The 24864-nt window shown below is 70.7% G+C and carries 18 protein-coding genes; 8 read left to right on the top strand and 10 right to left on the bottom strand.

The genetic code is table 11. The annotated features are described in order from the left end of the window. Window positions 1-31: 31 nt before the first annotated feature. The 5 genes from JOF44_RS10085 to JOF44_RS10065 all read right to left on the bottom strand — a co-directional run bounded on the left by JOF44_RS10085 (window position 32) and on the right by JOF44_RS10065 (window position 6190). On the bottom strand, window positions 32-1123 hold the full coding sequence (locus JOF44_RS10085; protein WP_209890515.1) for an ABC transporter permease: 1092 nt from the start codon (window positions 1121-1123) through the stop codon (window positions 32-34). Next, complete coding sequence (locus JOF44_RS10080) at window positions 1123-2259, bottom strand: ABC transporter ATP-binding protein (protein ID WP_209890512.1); 1137 nt, start codon at window positions 2257-2259, stop codon at window positions 1123-1125. Before JOF44_RS10080 ends, JOF44_RS10085 begins: the two co-directional genes overlap by 1 nt. 509 nt (window positions 2260-2768) lie before the next feature. After that, complete coding sequence (locus tag JOF44_RS10075; RefSeq protein ID WP_209890509.1) at window positions 2769-4100, bottom strand: ABC transporter substrate-binding protein; 1332 nt, start codon at window positions 4098-4100, stop codon at window positions 2769-2771. Window positions 4101-4284: 184 nt separating this feature from the next. Further along, a complete protein-coding gene (locus tag JOF44_RS10070; protein WP_209895884.1) occupies window positions 4285-5124 on the bottom strand; it encodes a carbohydrate ABC transporter permease in 840 nt (279 codons plus the stop codon). Window positions 5125-5326: 202 nt separating this feature from the next. Further along, window positions 5327-6190 carry a carbohydrate ABC transporter permease gene (locus tag JOF44_RS10065; RefSeq protein ID WP_209890506.1) on the bottom strand — a complete coding sequence of 288 codons (864 nt, stop codon included), beginning with the start codon at window positions 6188-6190 and terminating at the stop codon, window positions 5327-5329. Window positions 6191-6400: 210 nt separating this feature from the next. Between JOF44_RS10065 and JOF44_RS10060 the strand changes: the two genes are divergently transcribed. Then, a complete protein-coding gene (locus tag JOF44_RS10060) occupies window positions 6401-8605 on the top strand; it encodes an NAD(+) synthase (RefSeq protein WP_209890503.1) in 2205 nt (734 codons plus the stop codon). Window positions 8606-9033: 428 nt separating this feature from the next. Here the strand turns inward: JOF44_RS10060 and JOF44_RS10055 are convergent, their stop codons facing one another. From JOF44_RS10055 to JOF44_RS10045, 3 genes are all read right to left on the bottom strand, one after another. Beyond that, the gene (locus JOF44_RS10055; protein WP_209890500.1) at window positions 9034-9921 is read right to left on the bottom strand and encodes a carbohydrate ABC transporter permease; all 888 of its coding nucleotides are present in this window, start codon (window positions 9919-9921) and stop codon (window positions 9034-9036) included. 155 nt (window positions 9922-10076) lie between these two features. After that, on the bottom strand, window positions 10077-11057 hold the full coding sequence (locus JOF44_RS10050; protein WP_245348914.1) for a carbohydrate ABC transporter permease: 981 nt from the start codon (window positions 11055-11057) through the stop codon (window positions 10077-10079). Between the two features lie 56 nt (window positions 11058-11113). Further along, window positions 11114-12631, bottom strand: coding sequence for an ABC transporter substrate-binding protein (locus JOF44_RS10045; protein ID WP_245348913.1), 1518 nt, complete (start codon window positions 12629-12631; stop codon window positions 11114-11116). Window positions 12632-12959: 328 nt separating this feature from the next. Here JOF44_RS10045 and JOF44_RS10040 point away from each other — a divergent pair, with 328 nt between their 5' ends. Both JOF44_RS10040 and JOF44_RS10035 read left to right on the top strand, forming a co-directional pair. After that, window positions 12960-14168, top strand: a complete 1209-nt coding sequence (locus tag JOF44_RS10040; RefSeq protein ID WP_245348912.1) for a sugar-binding transcriptional regulator — start codon at window positions 12960-12962, stop codon at window positions 14166-14168. 163 nt (window positions 14169-14331) lie between these two features. Next, a complete protein-coding gene (locus tag JOF44_RS10035; protein ID WP_209890497.1) occupies window positions 14332-15918 on the top strand; it encodes a mannitol dehydrogenase family protein in 1587 nt (528 codons plus the stop codon). A 161-nt stretch (window positions 15919-16079) separates the two neighbouring features. Here JOF44_RS10035 and JOF44_RS10030 read toward each other — a convergent pair whose 3' ends face one another. Further along, window positions 16080-17339: an IS30 family transposase gene (locus JOF44_RS10030; protein WP_209890494.1), complete on the bottom strand. Its 1260-nt coding sequence runs from the start codon at window positions 17337-17339 to the stop codon at window positions 16080-16082. Between the two features lie 232 nt (window positions 17340-17571). After that, window positions 17572-18282 (bottom strand): 6-phosphofructokinase, encoded by a 711-nt coding sequence (locus JOF44_RS10025; RefSeq protein ID WP_209890491.1) that lies wholly within the window; start codon window positions 18280-18282, stop codon window positions 17572-17574. 959 nt (window positions 18283-19241) lie between these two features. On the opposite strand from JOF44_RS10025, the gene JOF44_RS10020 reads away from it, so the two are divergent. From JOF44_RS10020 to JOF44_RS10000, 5 genes are all read left to right on the top strand, one after another. Beyond that, a complete protein-coding gene (locus tag JOF44_RS10020) occupies window positions 19242-20609 on the top strand; it encodes an aspartate kinase (protein ID WP_209890488.1) in 1368 nt (455 codons plus the stop codon). Then, window positions 20606-21769, top strand: coding sequence for an aspartate-semialdehyde dehydrogenase (locus tag JOF44_RS10015; RefSeq protein WP_209890485.1), 1164 nt, complete (start codon window positions 20606-20608; stop codon window positions 21767-21769). Before JOF44_RS10020 ends, JOF44_RS10015 begins: the two co-directional genes overlap by 4 nt. 119 nt (window positions 21770-21888) lie before the next feature. Further along, window positions 21889-22704, top strand: coding sequence for a TetR/AcrR family transcriptional regulator (locus JOF44_RS10010; RefSeq protein WP_245348911.1), 816 nt, complete (start codon window positions 21889-21891; stop codon window positions 22702-22704). A gap of 16 nt (window positions 22705-22720) precedes the next feature. After that, window positions 22721-23560, top strand: a complete 840-nt coding sequence (locus tag JOF44_RS10005; protein ID WP_209890479.1) for a PRC-barrel domain-containing protein — start codon at window positions 22721-22723, stop codon at window positions 23558-23560. Then, complete coding sequence (locus JOF44_RS10000) at window positions 23557-24846, top strand: glycosyltransferase family 4 protein (protein WP_209890476.1); 1290 nt, start codon at window positions 23557-23559, stop codon at window positions 24844-24846. The genes JOF44_RS10005 and JOF44_RS10000 overlap by 4 nt, the downstream gene beginning before the upstream one ends. Window positions 24847-24864: the final 18 nt, after the last annotated feature.

The following is a 24864-nucleotide window of genomic DNA, read 5'->3' as shown; positions in this document are numbered from 1 at the left end:
CCGTCGGCCACCCCGTCCGTCGGCCGTGGTGTCAGGCGATCCGCGTGCCCTTGCCCAGGCGCTTGATCGGCACGGCGAGCCGGAACACGGCCAGCAGCAGCGACCCGAGTGCCGCGATCGCCCAGATCGCCACGCCCATCGGCCACATCGGGATCTGCATCGGCGTGCCGAGATCCTCCGGGTAGTCCTGGGCGTCGGGCGGGCAGGAGACGTGGTCCGAGGGATGGGGCGGGCTCGAGACCTCACGCATCCCGATCTTCAGCAGTGTGAGGACGTCGAACCCCGAGGCGTCCGTGTCCTGCCAGAGGGTCTCGAGCTCCTGCGTGGGCGCGGTCTCGGCCAGCATGATCACGGGGTTCGGCCACAGCACGGGTTGGGCGAGGTCCATCCGCAGCACGTTCACGGTGTCGGTCTCGGTGATGCAGACACCGTGCGTATTGGTGTCGTAATTGCTGTAGTCGATGCTGTAAGTGGTGACCTCGCGCTCCTGCTGAAGGACCGTCAGGGAGGTGCCCCACAGGATCGGCCCCACCACGGTGACTCCGAACACCAGCACGTACGCCAGCACCACCGAGCCCAGCTGACGCTGCGTGATCGCTGAGAGCCCCAGCCCGATCGCGGCCACGCAGACCGTCAGGAAGCAGATCATCGCCACCACCCGGGCGAAGTAGAGGATGCCGACGTCGCCCAGCACCGCCAGCGGCAGGGCCGAGGGCATCGCCAGCACCAGGAACGCGAGACCGGTGGCCAGTCCCGCCAACAGCTTGCCGAGGACGATCTCGAGCGGGCTGAGCAGGCTGGCCTGCAACGTGGCCAGGGTACCGGCGCTGCGGTCGCCGTTGATCGACCCGGCCGACAGTGCGGGCGTGACCAGCAGCATCGCGAACAGGACCAGCAGCATGTGCAGGCTGAACATGACGCGGGCGACGGGCGCGACCGCGCCCCATCCCGAGGTGTACAGCACGGGGGCCAGGGCCATCACCCCGATCCCCAGCAGCACCAGCGTCCAGATCCCGAGGGCGACGTACCAGCGCACGGAGCGGACGCGCTGGCGCAGCTCGAGGGAGGTCACCAGCCACAGCCCGCGCGGACGCAGGGAGAGGGTGCCGTTCATCAGAGCCATCACAGCGCTCCTTCCCGGCCGGCGGCCTCGGAGGCCAGATAGGCGGCCTCCAGGCGGCCGGTGGCGGGCCCGAAGGCGACCACGGCCGCGTCCTTGCCGGTCAGATCCCGCAGCAGGCGGGCGGCAGTCGCCTCGTCGGGCAGATCCACCACCGCTTCGGCGTGCCCGGAGGCGGTGTGCGAGGGATCGAGGACCCCGTGATGGCGCACCCCGAGGTCGCCCAGGGCGCGGGAGAGGGAGGAGACCTCCAGCGACTCGATCCGCCAGGGCCGGGGTCGCGCGGCGAGATCGCGCACGCTGGAGGAGTCGACCACGTGCCCGGCGTCGAGGAACACGACGTGGTCGGCCATCTCCTCGAGCTCGGTGAGGATGTGGCTGGAGACCAGCACCGTCGCGCCGTGCTCGGCGACCTGCCGCACCACCTTCAGCAGTCGGCGCCGCGAGGCGGGATCCAGGCCGGAGGCGGGCTCGTCGAGGATCAGGATCTCGGGACCGTGCACGAGCGCCCGGGCCAGGCCCAGACGCTGCTTCTGCCCGCGCGAGAGCACGTGCGCGCTCTGCTGGGCCAGCGGCACCAGGTCCATCAGCATCAGCAGCTCGTCGACCCGGGAGCGGATCTGGGCACCGGGCAGGAAGTAGGCCCGGCCCATCACCTCGAGCACCTCGGCCACCCGCAGCGAGTCCCAGGCGCCGAACTGGTCGGGCATCCAGCCCACCGTCGCGCGCACCCCCGCCGAGTCCTGCGAGGGGTCCATGCCGTGCAGCAGCACCCGGCCGCGGTCGGGGGCGAGCAGCGAGGCGAGCATGAGCATGAGCGTGGACTTGCCGGAGCCGTTGGGACCCACCAGTGCGGTGACCTTCCCGCGCGGGGCGGTGAAGGACAGGTCCCGTACCGCGTGCACGGCACCGAAGGAGCGGTAGACGTGCTCGCACAGGATGCCGGGGCCATTCGCGGGGCCGCTCGTGGGGCCGCCGGGCGGCGGTCCGACGGTGGGGCCGGCGACGTCCTCTCCCGCCGTCGGCTCCCCCGAGCCGTACGACGCATGCTGCGGCGAGTCATAGGCGTAGCCGCCTGTGCTCGATTTCCCCTGTGGATCCCGGGCCGCACCCTCGACCGGGGATGTGCTCTCCGTCATGCGTCCAGCGTGCCATGCCCTGACCAGCACCTCGAGGGAACCTGTGCGCACGTTGCGGAGACGAATCGTGGGGGAGTGGTGAAGAGTCGCCTCAAGAAGCTCGTGGTCGTTCCGCGAGGGTCCCGGTGAGGACATTTCCTCCCGGGAAGGACCTATGGGCGGAAGGCACCCAGAGCGAGGTCAGGTAACGGGACTCGACGAGATAACGCCAGAACCCCACGGTGAGTTCGGCGATGACCTTGCCATGGATGGCCTCGTACGTCCACCGGTTCGCGGCGCCACTGCCTTGCGTTGACGTGTCCCCTCGACGCTGCAGCCTGAGAGGCGAAGACCCCGGAACGATCCCTGGCCAAGGCCATGTCGCCGGGGTTACGCCTTTCTCGGAGCCCGTCTCCAGACTCTCGGTCGGAAGTCACCGAGAGTCTGGGGACGGGCTCCGACGCTTGAGGCAGGGGACAGTCGTGTCTGATCCCCTGCCTCATCGGACCGCGCCCCTCGTCCGGCCGGCGTCACCCCGCCATCGCGGCGTTGCCTTCCTCCTGCGCCTGGGGAATACCTTCCTCCGCCGTCAGGCGGCCGATGAACACCTCCTGGAAGATCGGCATCACGGCCTCCAGCCCAGCGTTGGCGCGGGCCCCGGTGTCGGCCTCCGCGGCGTCCTTGGCGGCATCGACGAACACGCTGACGTCGATGCCCTTGTCTTCCCAGAAGTCGAGGAAGGCCTGCTGGGCATCGACGTGGGCGGGGAAGGAGACGCCCTTCTCGGCCAGCGGCAGCTGCCCGTCCACGCTGCCCAGCCAGGTCAGCAGCGCGGCGATGCCCTCCTGCTTGTCCTCGTCGGCCTTCGCATTGCCGACCGCGACCACGCCGTGCACCAGCGACTTCGCCCCCTCGGGGCCGGCGACGGGCGCCGCCAGCGCCCACTCGAAGGAGTCGGCCACGCCCTCGGAGACGGCGGTCAGGCTGTAGGGCCCGGACTGGAAGAGTCCGAGCTTGCCCTGGGTGAACAGGTCGCGGGTGAAGTCGCCGTTCTCGTTGGTGTCGGCCGCGCTGGGGGCCACGTGCTCGACGTTGATCAGGTCGGCCATGTACTGGAACGCCTCGATGCCCTCGGGGGAGGCGAAGGTGTACTTGTCGTCCTCCTGCCAGGTCGCGCCGTTCGACGCCAGCATCGGGCCGATGATCGCCTGGCGGTCCGCCTGTGAGTTGAAGCCGAACTGCTCGCGGGCGTCGACGTCGAAGTCCTCCTCGCCCGGATGCCGCCCCTCGCCGTCCATCGTCAGGGCCGTCGCGGCGTCGCGCAGCTCGTCGGTCTCGGCGGTGGGATCGAAGGCGAGGGCCGACGGGTCCACACCCGCCTCCTCGACCAGCGCCTTGTTGTAGAACAGGGCGATCGAGTCCCAGATCTGGGGCACGCCCCACAGGCCGCCGTCGCGGGTGTAGAGGTCCACGACGCTCTGCTCCCACTGGGAGGCGCCGTCGGGGATCACCTCGTGGATGTCCAGCAGGTCCTCGGAGTCCTTGTACAGGACATAGTTGGCGGAGTTCATCCAGTACACGTCGGCCGCATCGCCGCTGGCCACATCGAGCGGCAGGCGGGTCCAGTAGTCGCCCCACGGGACCACGTCGATCTCGACCTGCCAGCCGCTGTCTGCGGTGAAGGCCTTGAAGGACTCCTCGTAGGCCGCCACGGCGTTCTCGTCCCAGAGCCGGAAGGTCAACGTGGCCTTGCCGTCCTCGCCGGAGCCCCCGCCGTCGTCGCTGGAGGGGGAGCACGCGGCCGCGGTGGTCAGCAGACCGGCGGCGGCGAAGGAGGAGAGCAGGGTGCGGCGCTTGAGCATGGGGGTCCTTCCGAGGTCCGCGAGAGCGGTACAGGTGGTGAGGCCATTGTGCCGCGCCCGCGTGATCACCGACGCCGAGGACGTCGAATCGAGACCTGGGGTCGGGGTGGCCCTGGCGGTGCTGTCGTGCGTCGGCGCTGGTCTCGGCGCTGGTGCGCTGCGGCGCCCGGGTCCGTGGCCCGGCTCAGCGCAGCGTCGCGTCGCCGACCGAGCGGGTGATCTGCTTCTGGAAGACGATCATCAGGATCACCAGCGGCAGCATCGCCAGGGTGGTCCCGGCCATCACCAGCGTCCAGTTGTTGTCGTACTGCGACTGCAGCGCGGAGGTGGCCACCGTGATCGTGCGCCACTCGGGCCCGGAGGTGATCACCATCGGCCACATGAAGTTGTTCCAGTGCGTGACCACCGTGATCAGCACCAGGGTCACGATGATCGGGCGGTTCAGCGGCACCACCAGGTGCCACAGCAGGCGCAGCGTGCCCGCCCCGTCGATCCGCATCGCATCCATCAGCTCGCTGGGCACGCCGCGGAAGTTCTCCCGCAGCAGGAAGATCGCGTACGGCGAGCCCAGCACGAAGGGCAGCACCAGCGCCCAGAAGGTGTTGCGCAGGCCTGCTTCGCTCATCATCAGGTACAGCGGCACCACCACGACCACCTGCGGCACCATCAGCGTCGCCACGTACACCCAGAACAGCAGGTCACGACCGGGGAAGCGCAGCTGGGCGAACGCATAGGCGGCCAGCACCGAGAACACCATCTGCCCCACCAGGACCACGGCGACCATCTGCACGGTCACCACCACGGGGGTCACGAACCCGTCCGCCCCAGCGGACGGAGCGAAGAGGGCCATGAAACTCTCGAGCACCGGCGGCGCGGGGATCGACAGCGGGCCCTCCTGGGCAAACTGCCGCGTCGAGGTGAAGGCGGTCATCACCGAGAACAGGAACGGGCCCAGGGTGAGCACGGCCGCGACCGCGAGCACCGCGTAGGTGGCCGTGTAGCCGAGCAGGCCGCGCAGGTGCATCGAGCCGGGCCCGCTGCGGCGGCCGCGGGGCGCGGGGCCGGAGCGGCGACCGCGGGGTGCGGGGTCGTCGCGCGGGTCGCGGGGTGCGGGGCCGCGGCGCGAGGAGGTCGGATCGGTCGAGGTGGCCGCGATGGCGGCGTCGGCATCGCCCGAGGGTGGGGGCGGCGCGGTGTCTCCGGTGGGGTGCATCGTCGGCCTCCTCTCAGCTCATGTCGTAGGTGATGCGGCGGGCGAAGTAGCGCTGCTGGATCAGGGTGATGATCACCAGCAGCACGAACAGGATCACGGCGACGGCGCTCGCGCGTCCCAGGCTCGAGGAGGTGAAGGCCTCCTGGTAGATCAGGGAGGCGATGACCTCGGTGCGGTGCTGGGGGCCGCCGCCGGTGAGGGCGTAGACCATGTCGAACACCTGGAAGCTCGCCACCACCTGGGTGACGGCCAGGAAGAACGTCGTCGGGCGCAGCAGCGGGATCGTCATGTGCCACATCGAGCGCCAGGGTCCGGCGCCATCCAGCCGCGCCGCCTCGTAGATCGAGCCGGGGATGCGCGACAGGCCGGCCTGGAAGAACAGCGAGATGTAGCCGACGTTCTGCCAGATCGCCACGAAGGCCACCGCGGGCAGGGCCAGGCTCGGGTCGGTCAGCCATTCGATCCGCACCCCGAGGATCTGGTTCAGCGCGCCGACCGACGGCTGGAAGATCCACTTCCACACCACGCCGAGCGCGAGCGGAGCGCACACCCAGGGGACCACCACGATCACCCGCACCACCGCCGAACCGGGCACCGCCCGGACCAGCTGGGAGGCCAGGGCCAGGCCCAGCGCGAGGGAGACGGGCACCGAGATCAGGGTGAACAGGGCCGTGACCAGCAAGGAGTTCGCGAGCGCCCCGTCGGCCAGCAGAGAAGCGTAATTGTCCAGCCCGATGAAGTCGCGAGTGCCCAGCAGGTCCCAGTGGAACAGGGAGACGATGAAGGCCAGCAGCACCGGCAGGATCAGGAAGGCGCTGACCCCGATCAGGCTGGGGGCGATCAGCAGCCATCCCAGCAGGGGCCGACGGGCGTTCATGCCCTCCCCCTCGCACATCGCGTCCTGCTCTGTTCCACCGGGTCACGGTATAGCAGACGGGGGAGGCGCCGGGCCGTCTGCCCGGCGGTGACGGCGGAGGGGCGGGGTGCCCGCGGAGAGCCGGGCGCGACAGCCGGCCTCGCAGGCCCGACGGCGGCTCGGCGGCCCAGCGGCGGCTCGGTGGCCGCCGCCTCGATTACGCTCGGGAGCATGAACGCCGCGACGTCGCCAGCCGACCCCCACGCCTCGATCTATGACCACGGCTTCGTGCGGGTGGCGGCGGTGACATTGCCGGTCGCGCTCGCCGATCCGGCCACCAACGTCCAGCGCCACCTCGAGCAGCTGCAGGCGCTGGAGGAGCAGCAGGTGGGCCTGGCCGTGTTCCCCGAGCTGTCGCTGACCGGCTATTCGCTGGACGACCTGGTGCTGCAGGAGCCGCTGCTGGATGCCGCCGAGGCCGCGCTGGCCACCCTGATCGAGGCCAGCCGCGACCTGTTGCCGATCATCGTGGTCGGCGCCCCGCTGCGCTCCCGCGATCGCGCCCGGCTGTTCAACTGCGCCGTGATCATCCACCGCGGCGAGGTGCTGGGCATCGCCCCCAAGCAGAACCTGCCCACCTACCGCGAGTTCTACGAGCGCCGCTGGTATGCCCCGGGCGACGACGCCGACGGCGTTCTGGTGTGCATCGCCGGGCAGGACCACCGGCTGACCCCGCACGGCATCATCACGGTGCCCGACGTGCCGGGGCTGCGTCTGTTCGTCGAGATCTGCGAGGACATGTGGGTGCCGGTGCCGCCGTCGGCCCAGGCCGTGCTCGCCGGGGCGACCGTGGTCGCGAACCTGTCGGGCTCCCCGATCACCGTCGGCCGCGCGGAGGACCGCAAGCTCATGGCCCGCTCCGCCTCCGCCCGCTGCCAGAGCGCCTATGTCTACGCGGCCGCCGGCGAGGGCGAATCGACCACCGACCTGGCCTGGGACGGGCAGACCTTCGTGTACGAATGCGGTGATCTGCTGGGGGAGTCCGAGCGCTTCCCGCAGGGCCCGCGCGCCACCGTCGTCGACGTCGACCTGGACCGCATCATCGCCGAGCGCCGCCGCCAGAGCACCATGGACGACAACCGCCGCACCCACGCCACGGCGCTCGAGGGCTTCGAGGCCGGGGTCGAGACCTCGCTGTTCGCGCCTGACGGGCTTGCTCCCGATGGCAGCGGGGCCGACGGACGCGCACCGGTCGGCCGCGGGAGTTCGTCGGCCGACGGCACGGGGACGGCCCACGGCGCCGAGGGCGGAGCGCCCCGCCCCGCGACCGGCCCGCTGCGTCGGCCCCTGCACCGCTTCCCCTTCGTGCCCGACGACCCGTCGCGCCTCGCGCAGGACAGCTACGAGGCGTTCTCCATCCAGGTCGCGGGGCTGGTGCGTCGGCTCTCGGCGATCGGCGGCGACGAGCCCGGCGGTGCGCGACCCGTCATCGGGGTCTCCGGCGGTCTGGACTCGACGCACGCGCTGATCGTGTGCGCGCGGGCGATGGACCTGCTGGGTCGCGACCGCTCCGAGATCCTCGCCTACACGATGCCCGGCTTCGCGACCACCGAGCACACCCGCTCGAACGCCGAGCTGCTCTCGGAGGCGATCGGCGCGAGCTTCGCAACGATCGACATCCGTCCTGCCTCCACCCAGATGCTCGCCGACATGGGCCACCCCGTCGGCCGCGGCGAGGAGGTCTACGACGTGACCTTCGAGAACGTGCAGGCCGGCATGCGCTACGACTACCTGTTCCGCCTGGCGAACCACCACGGCGGCATCGTGGTCGGCACCGGCGACCTCTCCGAGCTGGCGCTGGGCTGGTGCACCTACGGGGTGGGCGACCAGATGTCCCACTACGGCGTCAACGCCGGTGTGCCCAAGACGCTCATCCAGCACCTGATCCGCTGGGTGATCGCCGAGGGGCTGTTCGACGCGGCGACCGGCCAGCTGCTGCAGGCAGTGCTGGACACCGAGATCTCCCCGGAGCTGATCCCCACCAGGCCGGGGGAGAAGGCGCAGTCGACCGAGGACTCCATCGGCCCGTACGCGCTGCACGACTTCACGCTCTACCACGTGCTGCGCCGCGGGTACGGTCCGGCGAAGATCGCCTACCTCGCCCACCAGGCCTGGGGTGATCTCGAAGCGGGTCAGTGGCCCGCGGGATACGCCGACGGGGACAAGCGCGCCTACACCCGCGCCGAGATCCGCGACTGGCTGACCGTGTTCACCCGGCGGTTCTTCTCCAACCAGTTCAAGCGCTCCGCCGTGCCGAACGCGCCGAAGGTGCTGGCCGGCGGCTCCCTGTCCCCGCGCGGGGACTGGCGGATGCCCTCGGACGTCACCTCCCGGGCCTGGCTGGCCGAGATCGAGCGCGAGGTGCCCGGGGACTGAGCAGGTGAGGTGCCCGGGACTGAGGTGCGAGGTGCCCCGGGTGTTGAGTGGGTGAGGTGCCCGGGGCCTAGTGGGGGAGGTGCCCCGGGGGTTGAGCGGGTGAGCCTCGGGCTGATCGGAGCGCCCCTGGCGGATGCCCCTTCCTCGTGCCGAGTTCTGCGTTGCGGGCGCTACCCACCGCCGAGCTCTGCGTTGCTGTCCCTACCTGGAGCCGAGCTCTGCGTAGCTGTTGCCACCAGCGATCTTGGCAACGACAACGTAGAGCTCGGCGGCAGAGGCGGGGTGGGGCAGCCGCCCGGCCGGCCGGCCTCCCGCCCCGGCCAGCCCGGCCGCCCAGCCAGCCAGCCCGGCCGCCCGCTCCGGCCGCCCAGCCAGCCAGCCTGGCCGCCCGCCCCGGCCAGCCCGGCCGCCCGCCCCGGCCCGTCGGCCTACTTCACCGCACCCATGGACAGGCCGCGCACCAGCTGCTTCTGCGCGATCCAGCCGGCGAGGACCACGGGCAGCGAGGCCAGCACCGAGGCGGCGGACAGCCGCGCCAGGAACAGCCCCTCCGAGGTCATGGTCGACATCAGGAAGATCGGCACCGTCGCTGCGTTCGCGGCCGTGAGGTTCAGGGCGAAGAAGAACTCGTTCCACGCGAAGATCACGCAGATCAGCGCGGTCGCCGCGACACCCGGGGCCACCATCGGCAGCAGCACAGTGCGCATGGTGCGCAGCAGCGAGGCACCGTCGATCGACGCGGCCTCGAGCACCTCGCCGGGCACCTCGAGGAAGAACGAGCGCATCATCCACACCGCGATGGGCAGGTTCATCGCCGTGTACAGGATGATCAGCGTGAGGATGTTGTCGAGCAGCTGGATCTGCCCGGCGATCACGTAGATCGGCATGATCACCGCGACGATCGGCAGCATCTTGGTGGAGATGAAGAAGAACAGGAAGTCCTGGGTCCTCTTCACCGGTCGGATGCTCACCGCGTAGGCGGCGGGCACGGCGAGCACCAGCACCAGCAGCGTCGAGCAGGCGGTGGCGATCACCGAGTTCAGCAGGTAGGACCCGGCGCCCGCGGTACCGATCACCGAGGCGTACTGCTCCAGCGTCGGGGTGAAGAAGAACGTCGGCGGGTTCGAGGCCGCCTGGGACTCCTGCTTGAAGCTGGTCAGCACCATCCACGCCACCGGGGCGAAGAACAGCAGGCCGGCGGCCCAGGCGACGACGGTCAGCACGTGTCCGCTGGTGCGTCCCTTGGGGCGACGCCGCCGGATCGCGGGCGGCGCCGTGGGGGAGGTCCGCGGGGCGTCGGCGGTCACTGTGCTCATGACTCCGTCTCCTTCCGTTCGTTCCTCACAGCTCGTCGACAAAGGATGCTCATGACTCCGTCTCCTTCCGCTGGTTCCGCACAGCTCGTCGACACAGGGTGCTCATGACTCCATCTCCTTCTGGTCGTTCCTCACGGGTCGTCGACGAAGGGCGCTCATGACTGCTCCTTGCTGTTGATGCTCGTGAAGATCAGCCGCAGCGCGAACATGGCGACGATGATCGTGGCGATCACGGTGATCACGCCCATCGCCGAGGACTGCCCGATGTCGAAGCCGAGGAACGCGCGCTGATAGATGTAGAACGGCAGGTTGGCACTGGCGGTGCCCGGGCCCCCTGCGGTCATCAGGTAGATCTGGTCGAAGGTGTTGACGACGTAGATCGCGCCCAGCAGCACCGACAGCTCGAGGTAGAACCGCAGGTGGGGCAGGGTGATGTACACGAAGGTGGTCCAGGGCCCGGCCCCGTCCATCGAGGCGGCCTCGAGCACGTCCCCGGTCTGGGACTGCAGCCCCGCCAACAGCAGCAGCATCATGAACGGCGTCCACTGCCACACCAGCGCGATGATGATCGAGAGCATCGGCAGCTGGCTGGTCCAGTCCACCGGGGAGATGCCCACGATCGAGATCAGCCAGTTCACCAGGCCGTAGGAGGGGTTGAACATCGAGATCGACCAGAGCATCGCCCCGGCCACCGGCATGATGAGGAACGGCGTGATCAGCAGCGTGCGGATGAATCCGCGGCCGAAGAACTTCCGGTCCAGCAGCAGTGCCAGCACGAGCCCGAACACCAGCGAGACCAGCACGCAGCCCAGGGTGATGAGGATCGAGTTCAGGGCCGCGGTGCGGAACGTGGAGTCGACGAAGATGTCGAGGTAGTTGCGCAGGCCCACGAACTTCTCGCCCTCGGGGCGCAGCAGGTTCCAGGAGCGCAGCGAGTACCAGATCGTCAGCAGGAAGGGGATCTGGGTGCAGATGACCACGAAGAGGAACGCGGGCATCAGGGGCAGCCGGCGCCGCCAGGCCTCGGCCTTCGAGTACTCCCCGTCGTGCGGGGCGCGTCGGCGGGATGCGTCGGCCGACGGGGTGCGCGGCGCATCCGGTCCGCGGCCGACGGGCGTGTCAGTGGCTGTGCTCATCGGTCCGTCCCCTCCCCCTCGTTCCTCGCGGTTCCTCGAGCGGACATGCTCATCGCTCAGCCCTCCCATCCGTAGGTGCGGGCGACCGATTCGGCGAAGCCCTGCGACTGCTCCAGCGCCTCGTCGACGCTCTTCTGTCCGGCGATCGCGGCGGAGAACTGCTGGCCGACGCGGGTGCCGAGGTCCTGGAACTCGGGGATCACCACGTTCTGCAGACCGTCGTAGGGGACCTCGACGGTCATCGAGTTCTCCTGGGTGGAGTTCTCCATCGAGTCCAACGTCGGCTCGGCGTAGTTCTTGGAGAGTTCGGCGTACTCGGGGATCTCGTAGGTCGACAGCCGCGAGCCGGGCGGCAGCGCCTCCCAGCCGATCTCCTCGCCCACCAGCTGGAAGTAGTCCGGATGGGTCATCCAGGCGATGAACTCCCAGGCCGCGTCCTTCTTCTCGCTGGTCTGCGGAATGGCCAGGGCCCAGGAGTACAGCCAGCCGGCGTACTCGGTCAGCTGCGTCGGCCCCAGCGCGTAGCCGGTCTTGCCGACCACGGTGGAGGAGTCGGGGTTCTCGACCCCGGAGACCATCGAGGACGCGTCGAACCACATGGCGGCGTTGCCCTGGCTGAAGTGGGTCAGGCATTCGCCGAAGCCGGAGGTCGCGGCGCCGGGCTGCCCATAGGAGCGCAGCGTGTCGACGTACATCGAGATCGCCTCCCGCACCTCGGGGGACGTCAGCTGCGGCGCCCATTCCATGTCGAACCAGCAGCCGCCGTAGGTGTTCAGGACGGTGCTCATCGGCGCGATGTTCTCGCCCCAGCCGGCCAGCCCGCGCAGGGCGATGCCGCTCATCCCGCTGTCGGGGTCGTGCAGGGTGGAGGCGAAGGAGCGCAGGTCCTCCCAGCTGGGGCGCTTCGGCATCTCGAGTCCGGCCTCGTCGAACAGGTCCTGGCGGTAGACCAGGAACGCGCTCTCGCCGTAGAAGGGGACCGAGTACATCGAGCCGTCCACGGTCAGGGCGTCCTTGATCGTCGGCACGAAGTCCTCCGGCTCGTAGCCGTCGGTCTTCGCGATGTAGGGCTCGAGGTCGGTGAGCCAGCCGTTGGGCGCCCACAGCGGGGTCTCGTAGTTGGAGATCATCACGACGTCGAACTCGCCGCCACCGGTGGCGACCGACGCGGTGATTTTCGCGCGCGCCTCGTTCTCCGGCAACGACACGAACTGCACGTCGATGTCGGGGTGATTCTGCGAGAAGTCGTCGATCAGGCTGATCGCGTCCTGCATCTGCGGGTTCGACACGATCGCGACGACGATCGATTCGCGGGCACTTCCCCCGGAGCCGCAGCCGGCCAGGGCGGTGGCCCCGAGCCCGGCGGTCAGTCCGGCGCCCAGCACGCTGCGGCGACGGGGTCGCAGCAGGGAACGGGGTGGGCGCGCCGGTGGGGGCGCAGTCGTGTCGGGGGTCGCCGGGACCGAGGAGGACGGTGGGGGAGCGGCTGCGCTCGAGGTCGACGGATTCGGCGCGGCCGCGCCCGGGTCGGCCGGTCCCGAGGCCCGCCTCGGATGTGGTCTGGGGTGTCCCATGCGCTGTTCTCCTCTGAACGGCTCGAAGCCCGACGTCCGGGGACCCTCTCGTGATCCGGAGATGGACCGCGGCGCCGCAGTGGGGATCGGCGGGGGTCCGACGGATCTCGGGGTGGTCCGGTGTCGTGGCCGCTGGTGACGGGATGCCGGCGGGTCCGCCGCAGGTGCTGACGGTGGTCCCGCTGGGGGAGGTGGGCGGCGACATCGCAGCCCGCTCATGTGATGAGTGCTTGTGCTCACCTGTGAGTGAGCGTAGTCATATACTCTCAGTTGAGCAATAGGCGAGTCGCAGATGTTCGCGATGCGCACGAGATGGGGAGGGACGACCATGGCGCGCAACGGCACGATGCCCGGCCGCGAGGACCGGCCCGATGGGCAGGTCGGATCGACCTCGCTCGACGCGGACGGCGCGCGCGGGCGCGCGAGCTCGGCGAGCGCGCTCTCGGGTCAACCAGGGTCGGACGAGGGGGGTGCGAGCGCATCTGAGGGCGCCGTCGGCGAGGATCCGTCGGGCGGCGCGGGGCCGTCGGGCGGTGCGATTCCGTCGGGTGGCGCGGGGTCGACGGGTGGTGCGGGCCGATCGGATGGGGCGCCCTCGGGAGGGGTCGCTGGTTCCGGCGACGGCTCGCTCAAGGCGACCCTTGCGAGCGAGTACTTCCTCGACGGGCTCTCCAAGGTCGAGATCGGTCGCCGTCACGCCCTGTCCCGCTTCCAGGTCGCCCGCCTGCTCGACGAGGCGCGCGACGAGGGCATCGTGCGCATCCAGATCGTCGACCCCAGCGCCGCCGGCCGCGACTACGCCACCCTCGCGCAGCAGCTCGGCATCTCCTCGGTCACGGTCGCCGCCGCGCGGCCGGGCGAATCGATGCGCGCGGCCATCGCCCGCCAGGCCGCCCACCTGCTGACGACGCGGCTGCGTGAGGGCGGGCGGCTCGGCGTCGCCTGGTCCCGCACCCTCATGCACCTGCCGGACACCCTCGAGGTCCTTCCTGCGGTCGACATCGTCCAGCTCGTCGGCCCCCTGAGCGCCGCCGGCTACTCGACGGCCGAGTCCTCGGCCCTGGTCCATACCCTCGGCGCTCGGTCCGGCGGCCGGGTCTGGGCGCTGCCCACCCCGCTCGTGGTCGACTCGCCGCAGGTCGCCGCCTCGCTGCGGTCGATGGAGGAGGTGCGCACGACGCTCGACGCGGCCGACGCCCTCGATGTCGCCGTGGTCTCCCTCGGGGCCTGGTCCGCCGGCGCCTCGACCCTGTGGGCCCGCCTGGGGGCCGACGAGCAGCGTCGTGCCCAGGAGGCCGGGATCGTCGCCGAGATCTGCGGCATCATGCTGGGCGGCACGGGCGCGGTCTGGCATTCGGCGCTCGAGGATCGTGTGATCGGAGTGCGGGCGGACCAGCTGCGACGGGCACGGGTGATCGCCGCGGCCCCGGCCGTCGGACGACCCGAGGCGGTCATCGCCGCCGCCCGCTCCGGACTGGTCGACGACATCGTGCTCGCTCCGGAGCTCGCCGACCAGGTCGCCGCGCTGCTGGAGTGAGGGGGCGGGGTGTCGAGGAGGCAGGGCGCATCCTGTGTTCCCGCGCCGGATCGTTGCCCGCTCGCGCCTGCCAGCCCTGATCACGTGAGCGCGAACCCCTGCTCATCTGGCGAGGAGGTGTGTATCGTCGGCCTCAGCAGAACTCGCCGACGAAGGATGAGCCATGACCGCCCTGAACGCTTCCGCCCTCCCCGACATCTCTGCGCGAGGCGAGGTGGCGGTACCTCAGTACCCGCTCGACCAGCGCGCCATCGGCATCGTCCACTTCGGCGTCGGAGGCTTCCACCGCGCCCACCAGGCCATGTTCCTGGACCGTCTGATGAATGCCGGGCGCGACCGCGACTGGGCGATCTGCGGCGTCGGCCTGCTGCCGGGGGACGCCCGCATGCGCGATGCCCTCACCGCGCAGGACGGCATGTACACCCTGGTCACCAAGAACCCCGACGGTGAGCGCGACCCGCGCGTGATCGGCTCCATCGCGAAGTACCTCTTCGCGCCCGATGATCCCGAGGCCGTGCTCGCCCAGATGACCGATCCGGCGGTGCGCATCGTCTCGCTGACCGTCACCGAGGGCGGATACAACTACAACCCGTCCACGGGCGAGTTCCAGTACGAGACCGAGGCCGTCGCCGCGGACCTCTCCACCCGCTTCGATTCCGCCGGGGCCGCCGACGTCGGCCGGGCCGGAGAGGACGGGGGCGGCGCGAACACCGCCCACGGCGCGGGTCATCCCCGCACCATGTTCGGTTTCGTGGTCGAGGCGCTGCGCCGCCGCCGCGAGGCCGGAACCGAGCCGTTCACGGTCATGTCCTGCGACAACGTGCGCGGAAACGGTGACCTGGCCCAGCGCATGATCCTCGCCTACGCGCGGCGCCGCGACGAGAACGGACTGCACGGGCAGGAGCTGATGACGGACTGGATCGAGCAGCACGTCGCCTTCCCCAACTGCATGGTCGACCGCATCACCCCGGCCACCGTGCCCGAGGACATCGAGATGATCTCCGCCGACTACGGCATCGACGACGCCTGGCCGGTGGTCGCCGAGGACTTCGTGCAGTGGGTCCTGGAGGACGAGTTCCCCGCCGGCCGCCCCGCCTACGAGGAGGCCGGGGTGCAGATGGTCGAGGACGTCGAGCCCTACGAGCTGATGAAGCTGCGCCTGCTGAACTGCTCCCATCAGTCCATCGCCTACTTCGGCCTGCTGCTGGGCCTGACCTACGCCGACGAGGCCGCCGTGGACGAGCACCTCGCCCCCTTCGCCCGCACGCTCTACATGGACGTCGAGGGCACTCCGACCGTCCCGGAGGTGCCGGGCATCGACCTGACCGCTTACAAGGACGAGCTCATGGCGCGCTTCGCCAACGAGGCCATCAAGGACACGCTGGCCCGTCTCGCCGCCGAGTCCTCCGACCGCATCCCCACCTGGATGATGCCCGTGATCCGCGAGAACCTCGAGGCCGAGCGCTCCGTCACCGCGACTGCCGCGATCGTGGCCTCCTGGGCGCGGTACGCCGAGGGCACCGGCGAGAACGGCGAGGAATGGCCCGTCGTCGACCGTCTCCACGATCGTGTGATGGCCGCCGCCGCGAAGCACGACGAGGATCCGCTCGCCTTCCTCCGCGACGAGGAGCTGTTCGGCGACCTGGTCGAGCACGAGGCGTTCACCGCGCCCTACCTCCACGCCTTGGAGGTGCTGCGCACCGACGGCGCCCGCGCCCTGCTGAAGGAGCTGGTCGGGGCCACGGCCTGACGCGCCCTGCTGGAGGAGCTGGTCGGGACCACGGCCTGATGCCGCCCTGCTCCGGTCCCGAGTCCCGCCGATCAGCGGTGCCGGCCCGGCGGCCCGCCCAGCCCGGCAGCTCTGTCCATCAAGGTGAGTTCTGCGTTCTCGGTGCTTCCGGCGGGGCCGCTTCAGTTGGTGAGTGCGACTGTGGTTATCAGTTCGTCGAGTGTCTCACTGGGGGTGGCGCCTTCGAGGATCACGCGGGGACGGGCGTTGAGCATGTCTTGGACGGCTTCGAGCTCTGCGTCGGTGACGAGGTTGAAGTCGGTGCCTTTGGGGTATTCCCAGCGCAGCTGACCGTTGAGGTTCTCGTTCGTCGGCCGCTGCCACGGAGAGTGCGGGTCACAGAAGAACACCGGGCAGCCGGTCTCCACGGTGAACCTCGCGTGCTGAGCCATCTCCATGCCCTGGTCCCAGGTGATCGAGCGCTGAACCGCGCCGGGCAGGTCCTCGACCATCTCGGCGAGCATGTCGATCACCGTGGTCGAGTCGCGCGTTCCGGGCAGGCGCCCCAGCAGCGTGAACCGTGAGGCCCGCTCGACCAGCGTGATGATGCCTGAGTTGTTCGGCCCCACCACCAGGTCACCCTCCCAATGCCCAGGGATTTTCCGCCCAGCGTGCTCTGCAGCGGTGATGTCGTCGCGATCCGCGAGCCGGTGTCCTTCCAGCCAGCTGCGGTTCGAGCGCGGCGGCAGCTTCGAGGCCGGTTTGCGGGTCTTGCGGCCCGAACGGATCGCGCCTTCGACCTTCAGCTCGTGACGCAGCGCGCCAGCACCCTGGACGTAGAGGGTCTGATAGAGGGTCTCGTGACTGATCTGCATGTTCTCATCGTCGGGGAACTCTCGTCGCAGCCGCACGCTGATCTGCTGCGGGGAGATCTTGTGGTTGAGCATGTCGATGACCATCCGGCGCAGCAGCGGCAGCGTCTCGAGCTTGAAGGCCTTCGGGCGCACGCGTGCTTCGTCGGCCCACAGCTGGGCCAAGGCGGCGCTGTAATGCGCGTCATCCCTGTTCCAGCGGCCGTCGTGAGCGATCAGGCTATGGCGAGAGAGCTCACGAAAGACCGTGGAACGGTGCACGCCGAGGCTGGAGGCGATCCGATCGGGATCATCTCCCTGGGCAATGCCCATCTCGATCCAGATCCGGTCGGCAAGCTGCAGTCGCCTGCCATGACCGGCAGGCGCGCCGAAGCTCTTGGCCGGTGGCGGTCGGACCACCGAAGACAGCTGGTCTGGAGATGGCCTTCCCGTGCGCAACATGACTCCAGCTTCTCGCAACCAGTCCGTCAGCACTCTCGCGCTGACACCCGCCGCCACGGCCGCGTCCCATGCCGTCGCGCCTTCCAGCACGTCCTCAATGACTCCAGCACGAAACGAAGCAGGCAACATCCGCGACTCCCTCCTCAGGAGTCGCACTCACCACTGGAAGCGGCCCGGTTTTGGGACCGACTGTGCAGAGGTAGATCTGGGGTAGGGCTCAGTAGTCGGGCCCGCCTCGATCGAGCTCTGCGTTCGTGGTGCTTCCGGCGGTTTTGGGACCGATTGCGCAGAGGTGGATCTGGGTGCCTGACGGTGGCGACCCTGAGTGCACCGGGGTTCTGAATGGGACCGGGGCGCCGGATCATCCTCGCCAGCCATGTCGGCGCAGCGCGGTGGCGATCCGCTCCACCCCGCGGGCGCAGGAGTTCCGGAGGTCCTTGGCGACCGTTCGCACCTCGATCCAGCCTTCCTCGTTGCGGAGCTCGGTGCGTTGGATGTCCTCTTCCTGCTGCTGCTTGGTGAGGTGGGTCGGCCCTTCGTGCTCGACGCACACCTTCCACTCCGGCCACGAGAGATCCGGTTCGCCGAGCCAGATTCCGTCATCGCGGATGGCAGTGTTCAGCGCAGGCGCGGGCAGGCCCGCCCGCAGCACGCCCAGGCGGAGGCGGGTCTCGGCGGGGGAGTCGCTGCCGATCCGGATGTCCTCCAGCGAATGCCGAAGGTGAAGGGCGCCGCGACCGCGGTGGCGGAGCGCCGCCTGCCGGAGCTGGTCGGGCGTCGCATGCGGTGCGCCGCGGCCCTCGAACATGCCTCGCGGCTTCCGCACCAGGTGATCACCGATCGCCGTGAGGTCATCCGTCGACAGTGTGGCGGCGAGGTCCACCCAGGTACGCACGCGAGACGTGAGCCGAGCACCGCCGACCTCGACGAGGTCCGAGGCGGTCAGGTCGAGATTGCGCCATCGGAGCTTCTTCGTGTTCCGGCGCCGCACGACGGAGTTCGTGAGGTGGATCCGCGACGCCGAGTCCTTGAATGTCCAGGCACTCGCCCCGGACTTCTGGGGAACCCCCACAGGCGCGATGCCGTCGGTCCGCAGGCGGCCACCCGGGGATCGTTCCTGGTGAGGGCCGCGACGATGTCTCTCTCCAGGATCTCCGGGCCGGCCCGTGCGTGGAACCCTCGCACCACGATGCGGATGTCGGGCGCCCGGAGACGCTCGTCGGTGACACCGGCTGCCGCTGCCTCGGCCCGGGAGAAAACAGCAGGGAGCAGGCCATCGGCGAGAGGTGTGCGAAGGCGAGGCATGGGCCAAGGGTGCGCGAAGGTGAGCTGCCCTCCCCCCGGGGATCCACAACGGCCTGCTCAGCGCCCTGTCGGCATCATCCTCCCCATCGGGGCCGATCGTCCGAGAACGTGCACCGTCCCCGCCACGACCCAGCCCCAGCAACGCCGGCCGAGCTCTGCGCTGTCGTTGCCACGGCGAGCTATGGGAACGACAGTGCAGAGCTCGGCGGAGGGGGAGGGGGTAGGGAACGACAGTGCAGAGGGGAGGGGTAGGGAACGACAGGACAGCGCCGGGGATTGTTGTGTCGGACACGTGGACAAAGTTCCATGACCAGCGGCCTCGTCTCGAATGTCGAGGTCACGGGCGCTACAGGGGCAGGTCTCGTAGACTGGCGACCGGGTCCGTGAGCTCGGCAGAGCCCGGAACCGGAACATCCGGTGCCCCGGGGTCGGCTCGTCCGGCACCGCGGGAGTCGGGTGCCCGGTACCCCGGAGCCGGGCCGACCGGCACCGCGGGAGTCGGGAACCGGTGCCCCGGAGCTGGATCATCCGGCACCGCGGGAGCCGGGCCATCCGGTCCCCGGGGAGCTGGTCCATCCGGCACCCCGGACGGCTCCGCGGAGCGTCGTGCCGGCGAGAACCGTGCCGCCACCAGGCATCGTGACCGTCGCCGCCGCCCCGCGCCACCCACGGCCCACTGCAGGAACACCCCTGTCCCCAGCCCGCAACCGTGAAGGAACTCGTCTCATGAGCCTGGTCGTCCAGAAGTTCGGAGGATCCTCCGTCGCCGACGCCGACTCCATCAAGCGTGTCGCCCAGAGGATCTCGAAGTACGCGAAGGCGGGCCACAAGGTGGTCGTCGTGGTCTCCGCGATGGGCGATACGACCGATGATCTTCTCGATCTCGCCGAGCAGGTCTCGCCCAACCCGCCGCCGCGCGAGCTGGACATGCTGGTGACCGCCGGCGAGCGGATCTCGATGGCGGTGCTGTCGATGGCGCTGAACGACGTCGGCATCGACGCCCGCGCCTACACCGGCTCGCAGGCCGGCCTGATCACCGACGAGGTGCACGGCAAGGCCCACATCCTGCGCGTGACCCCCGGCCGCGTCCAGGAGGCGGTCGACGAGGGCTCGGTGGCGATCGTCGCCGGCTTCCAGGGCGTCTCGCAGTCCACGAAGGACATCACCACCCTGGGCCGCGGCGGCTCGGACACCACCGCCGTGGCGCTGGCCGCCGCGCTCGAGGCCGACGTCTGCGAGATCTACTCCGACGTCGACGGCGTGTTCACCTCGGATCCGCGCGTCGTGCCCGCCGCCCGTCGGGTCCCCTACATCTCCTGCGAGGAGATGCTGGACCTGGCCGCCAACGGCGCGAAGATCCTGATGGTGCGCAGCGTGGAGTACGCCCGCCGCTACGGCGTGCCGCTGCACGTGCGCTCCTCGTACTCCGGGCGTCTGGGGACGATCGTCTCCGACGACCCCGATCGCGTGATCCCCATCGACCCCGACGTCACCATCCGCACCGCGGACGTCGCCCGTCGCGACGCCGCCGACCCGACCAAGGAGCTCCCCATGGACGACCACTCGGACCCCGGCCTCGAGGCGCCGATCATCTCGGGCGTCGCGCACGACCGCAGCGAAGGCAAGATCACCGTCGTCGAGGTCCCGGACACGCCGGGCAAGGCGGCGCTGCTGTTCGACGTCGTCGCCGGCTCCGGCGCGAACATCGACATGATCGTGCAGAACTCCTCGACCGTCGACGACACCGTCGCGATCTCCCTGACCCTGCCCGAGGACGACGTCCCCGCGGCTCTGGCGGCGATCGAGGCCTCGCGCGAGGCGATCGGCTACTCCGAGGTGCGCTACAACGACCAGATCGGCAAGGTCAGCATCGTCGGCGCCGGCATGCGCTCGCACCCGGGCGTATCGGCGACCCTGTTCCGCTCCCTCGGCGAGGCGGGCATCAACATCGACATAATCTCCACCTCGGAGATCCGCATCTCGGTGGTCACCGAGCAGGCCAAGCTCGATGACGCCGTGCGCGTCATCCACAGCGCCTTCGGCCTGGATGCCGAGCAGACCGAAGCCGTCGTGTACGGAGGAACCGGACGATGACCAGCAGCACCCCCAGCAGCACTCCCAGCGGCAGCACCTCCAGCAGCAGCGGCACCGCCGGTGCCACCCCCGGCGCGGACGCCTTCGACGTCACCACCACTCCCGGGTACACGCCCGACGGTCCGGTCATCGCCCTGGTGGGCGCGACCGGCCAGGTCGGCCAGGTCATGCTCGCCCTGCTCGCGGACCGCGCCGTGCCCCACGCCGGGGTGCGCGCCTTCGCGTCGGCCCGCAGCGCCGGCAGGACCGTGCCGTACGCCGGCCAGTCCCTGCTGGTCGAGGATGCCGAGACCGCGGACATCACCTCCGAGGGCAGCACGATCGACATCGCGATCTTCTCCGCCGGCGGCTCCACCTCGAAGGCGCTGTCCCCGCGGTTCGCCGACGCCGGCGCGACCGTCGTGGACAACTCCTCCGCCTTCCGCCGCGACGACCAGGTGCCGCTGGTCGTCTCGGAGGTGAACCCGCAGGCGATCGACGCCCCGCCGCGCGGGATCATCGCCAACCCCAACTGCACCACCATGGCCGCGATGCCGACGCTGAAGCCGCTGCACGACGCGGCCGGTCTGGCGCGGCTGAAGGTCGCCACCTACCAGGCCGTCTCCGGCTCCGGCGTCGCCGGGGTCGCGGAGCTGGCCGGCCAGGTGCGGGCGGGCGCCGACGAGGTGGAGAAGCTGGCGCTGGACGGGTCCTCGGTCGACCTCGGCGAGCCGTCCACCTACGTCAAGCCGATCGCGTTCAACGTGCTGGCCATGGCCGGAAGCATCGTCGAGGACGGGTCGAACGAGACCGACGAGGAGCAGAAGCTCCGCCACGAGTCCCGCAAGATCCTCGACCTGCCTCAGCTGCCGGTGGCGGGCACCTGCGTGCGGGTGCCGGTGATGACCGGCCACGCGGTCGCGATCCACGCCGAGTTCGACCAGCCGATCACCCCCGAGCAGGCGCGTGAGCTGCTGGAAGCGGCCGACGGGGTCACCGTCGTGGACCTGCCGACCCCGCTGGATGCGGCCGGCAGGGACGGCACCTTCGTCGGCCGGATCCGACAGGATCAGTCGGTTCCGGACGGAAAGGGTCTTGTGCTGTTCGCGGTAGCGGATAATCTTCGCAAGGGCGCCGCCCTGAACGCCATCCAGATCGCCGAACTGATTGCCGCGAGGTAACGACCATGACACTGCCCGCCACGGGAGGCCCTCCGGGCACGAGGACAGGGCCCGCCCCGCTCTCCCTCTCGTTCTCTGATCGAGCCGGCGAGGAGACCTTCGACGGGAGCTCGGTGACCATGAGCGCGGACCCCCTGACCAACGTGCTGCGCACGCTGGATACGATCGCGGCCGCCGAGTCGGAGGTCGGCGACGACCTCCCGCCCGTCGTCGGCGCTCCCGCGGAGGGGGCCGCCGTGCCCTCGCCCGCCCCGGCGGCGGATCCGGCGGCTCCCGGCGTCCCGACCGGCGCGGTGGACTCCGACGAGCCGCGCACCGTGGTCGCCCCCGAGACGGCGGCTCCGGAGTCCACGGGCCCGGGCCAGGCGCGGCGCGAGGCCATCCTCGACGGTGCCTCGGCGCTGTTCGCCGAGCGGGGCTACCACGGGGCGAGCCTGCGGGACATCTCGCGCCGGGTCGGCATCTCCCACCCGGGGATGCTGCACCACTTCGCCTCGAAGGACGCCCTGCTCGGCGCGGTCATCGACCGGCTCGAGGCGCACGCGCAGGGGTTGCTGGACTCGGTCGAGTCGCTGCAGGGGTCCCCCGCGACCCTGCTGGCCGCCCTGTCCGGGCCGTGGAATCCCACTCAGCACTCGATGGCTCTGCTGGCGACCCTGTCCGCCGAGATCGTGAACCCGTCCCATCCGGGCCGCTACCGCATCGCGCGGCTGCGCCTCGTCCACGAGCACGTGCTCGACGAGGTCCTCACGGGCCTCGCGGACAAGGGGATGCTGGTCCCGGGGGCGGATCCCGCGTTCGTCGCCCGCACCCTGTTCTCCCTGCTGCTGAGCCTGACGGTGCGCGAGCATTCGGTGCGCGAGCTGCAGCAGAACGGCTCCGGTGACCCCACCCGCGATGTGCGAGACTTCGTGCACCTGTGCGTGATCGACTGAGGAGGATCGGGTCTGCGTGACCGAGACGTCGGGGGGCGAGACCCCCGCTGAGCATCCCGAGGGGGACGGCTTCGCCGTCTCTGCGGGCGCGACGCCGCAGCTCGGGGCCGAGGACGCCCGCACTTCCGGCTCAGGGGCCGTGAGCTCCGACGCCGACGAGGCAACCGGCCCGGGCGACGGCATCACGGACGGGGAGGCCGAAGAGGGATCGTCCGACGCAGGCCGCCTGGCCCGTCGCGCACGTCTCCAGGCCCTCGCCGGCGTGACCGTGCTGGGCAGCGACGGTGCACAGGTGGGGCGGGTGCGGGACATCTACGTGCACGACGCCACCGGCGAGCTCGCCGGGATCACCGTCGTGCGCCGTCAGCTCAGCTCCCGCAGCGTGCTGATCCCCACCGCGGCGATCGCCGTGCTGCCTGCGCCGCATACGGAGCCGGAGGAACCCGACGGCCGCCGCCGAGCCGATGCCCAGATCGCGGCCGCGCGCCGCGGGGGTGACAGCGCGGGACCCGACGGGGCCGACGGCTCCGACAGCCCTGACGGCTCCGACGCCTCCGACGGTCGAGCCACCGCGCGTCGGACGTCCGATCGGCAGCATCGGCGGGCCGCCGTCGACCGCGATGCCGATCCCGCCCACCCGCAGGCGCTGTGGCTCTTCGTGGACGCCGCGTCCGCCCGGGCCGGCCTGCGCCCGCCGGACACCCTCCACGCCTCCCCGCAGACGCTGCGGGAGGCCGCCCGTGCCGTGGGCCTCGAGGAGACCTCCGGCGACGGCGGCCCCCGGGTGACCGCTGACGGCGGCCCCGGGGTGATCGCAGCCGGAACCGCCGGTCCGGAGGAGGCCGCCGCCGGATGAGGATCCTGCTGCTGACCCATTACTACGCCCCGGAGTTCGGGGCGCCGCAGCGGCGCTGGTCGGCGCTGATCGAGCGCTTCGAAGCCGCAGGTCACCGCGTGACCGTCGCGACGCCCGTGCCGCACTATCCCGGCGGACGCCCCACCCGCGCGCAGCTGCGCACGCACCCTGTCGGCGCCGTCGAGCGCGGACGCCACGGGGAGACCGTGCTGCGCACCGCCTACCTCCCGCACCGCGCGGACATCACCTCCCGCACCGCCGATCACCTGGTCTCGGCGCTGGACGCCCTGCGTCGGCTGCGGCGGCGCTTCAGCCGTCCCGGCACCCGACCCGACGTCGTCGTCGCCACCGCACCCGCGATTCCCACGCTCCTGGTGGGTCGCACGCTCGCGGCCCTGTGGGGCGTCCCGCTGGTCGTGGAGATGCGTGATGCCTGGCCCGATCTGGTCACGCACGTCGGCCCCGTCGGCGCCCTGCCCGCCGAGGCGGTGCACGCCCCGCAGCCCGGAGCGCTGCGCCGCAGCCTGCGCTGGGCGGTGGCGCTGGCGAAGGGGCAGGTGCATGCGCAGGTCACCAGCTGGCAGAGCGGCGCGCAGGCCGTCGTCACCACCACCGACCGCTTCGCCGACGTGCTCGAGGAGCGCGGGGTGTCCCCGGTCGAGGTGGTCCGCAACGGCACCGACCTGGCGAAGGTCACCCCGCAGCGCGATCACCTCGAGAGCGACCACACCGCCCTGCGCTGCCTGTACCTGGGCAATATGGGGCGCTCGCAGGGCCTGGACATCGTCGTGCGGGCGGCGGCGCAGCTGCACGAGGAGGGGGTCCCCGTGCAGGTCAAAATGATCGGCCACGGGATCGAGGCCCCTGCCCTGGCGGCGCTGGCCGAAGAGCTCGACGCCCCCGTCGAGGTGCTGCCGCGCATCCCGCATCGCGAGGTCGGCGCCCACTACCGCTGGGCGGACACCGTCGTGGTCTCGCTGCGGGACTGGGCGCCGTTCCAGTGGACCGTCCCCTCCAAGCTGTACGAGATGCTCGCCACCGGCCGTCACATCACGGCGCTGCTGGACGGGGAGGCGGCCGACGTGGTCCGCGCCGCGGACGCCGGCGATGTGCTGCCCCCGGGCGACGTCGACGCGCTGACGGCACTGTGGCGCGAGCTGGCCGCCGACCGCGACCGGGCCGGGGTGCGCGCCAGCGGCCGCGCCTGGGTCGGCGAGCATGCCGACGACGACGTCCTGGCCCGCCGCTACCTGGAGATCCTGATAGGTGTGGCCGCCCTGGATTGATGCCGCGAAATGCGTCGT

The organism is Brachybacterium fresconis (assembly GCF_017876515.1).
GTDB classification, from domain to species: domain Bacteria; phylum Actinomycetota; class Actinomycetes; order Actinomycetales; family Dermabacteraceae; genus Brachybacterium; species Brachybacterium fresconis.
This window is presented reverse-complemented; position numbering and strand designations above follow the sequence as displayed.

Excerpts from the sequence above, each read along its gene's own strand:
- JOF44_RS10085 (WP_209890515.1), bottom strand. The coding sequence starts at position 1,123 with ATGGCTCTGATGAACGGCACCCTCTCCCTGCGTCCGCGCGGGCTGTGG.
- JOF44_RS10080 (WP_209890512.1), bottom strand. The coding sequence starts at position 2,259 with ATGACGGAGAGCACATCCCCGGTCGAGGGTGCGGCCCGGGATCCACAG.
- JOF44_RS10075 (WP_209890509.1), bottom strand. The coding sequence starts at position 4,100 with ATGCTCAAGCGCCGCACCCTGCTCTCCTCCTTCGCCGCCGCCGGTCTG.
- JOF44_RS10070 (WP_209895884.1), bottom strand. The coding sequence starts at position 5,124 with ATGCACCTGCGCGGCCTGCTCGGCTACACGGCCACCTACGCGGTGCTC.
- JOF44_RS10065 (WP_209890506.1), bottom strand. The coding sequence starts at position 6,190 with ATGAACGCCCGTCGGCCCCTGCTGGGATGGCTGCTGATCGCCCCCAGC.
- JOF44_RS10060 (WP_209890503.1), top strand. The coding sequence starts at position 6,401 with ATGAACGCCGCGACGTCGCCAGCCGACCCCCACGCCTCGATCTATGAC.
- JOF44_RS10055 (WP_209890500.1), bottom strand. The coding sequence starts at position 9,921 with ATGAGCACAGTGACCGCCGACGCCCCGCGGACCTCCCCCACGGCGCCG.
- JOF44_RS10050 (WP_245348914.1), bottom strand. The coding sequence starts at position 11,057 with ATGAGCACAGCCACTGACACGCCCGTCGGCCGCGGACCGGATGCGCCG.
- JOF44_RS10045 (WP_245348913.1), bottom strand. The coding sequence starts at position 12,631 with ATGGGACACCCCAGACCACATCCGAGGCGGGCCTCGGGACCGGCCGAC.
- JOF44_RS10040 (WP_245348912.1), top strand. The coding sequence starts at position 12,960 with ATGGCGCGCAACGGCACGATGCCCGGCCGCGAGGACCGGCCCGATGGG.
- JOF44_RS10035 (WP_209890497.1), top strand. The coding sequence starts at position 14,332 with ATGACCGCCCTGAACGCTTCCGCCCTCCCCGACATCTCTGCGCGAGGC.
- JOF44_RS10030 (WP_209890494.1), bottom strand. The coding sequence starts at position 17,339 with ATGTTGCCTGCTTCGTTTCGTGCTGGAGTCATTGAGGACGTGCTGGAA.
- JOF44_RS10020 (WP_209890488.1), top strand. The coding sequence starts at position 19,242 with ATGAGCCTGGTCGTCCAGAAGTTCGGAGGATCCTCCGTCGCCGACGCC.
- JOF44_RS10015 (WP_209890485.1), top strand. The coding sequence starts at position 20,606 with ATGACCAGCAGCACCCCCAGCAGCACTCCCAGCGGCAGCACCTCCAGC.
- JOF44_RS10010 (WP_245348911.1), top strand. The coding sequence starts at position 21,889 with ATGAGCGCGGACCCCCTGACCAACGTGCTGCGCACGCTGGATACGATC.
- JOF44_RS10000 (WP_209890476.1), top strand. The coding sequence starts at position 23,557 with ATGAGGATCCTGCTGCTGACCCATTACTACGCCCCGGAGTTCGGGGCG.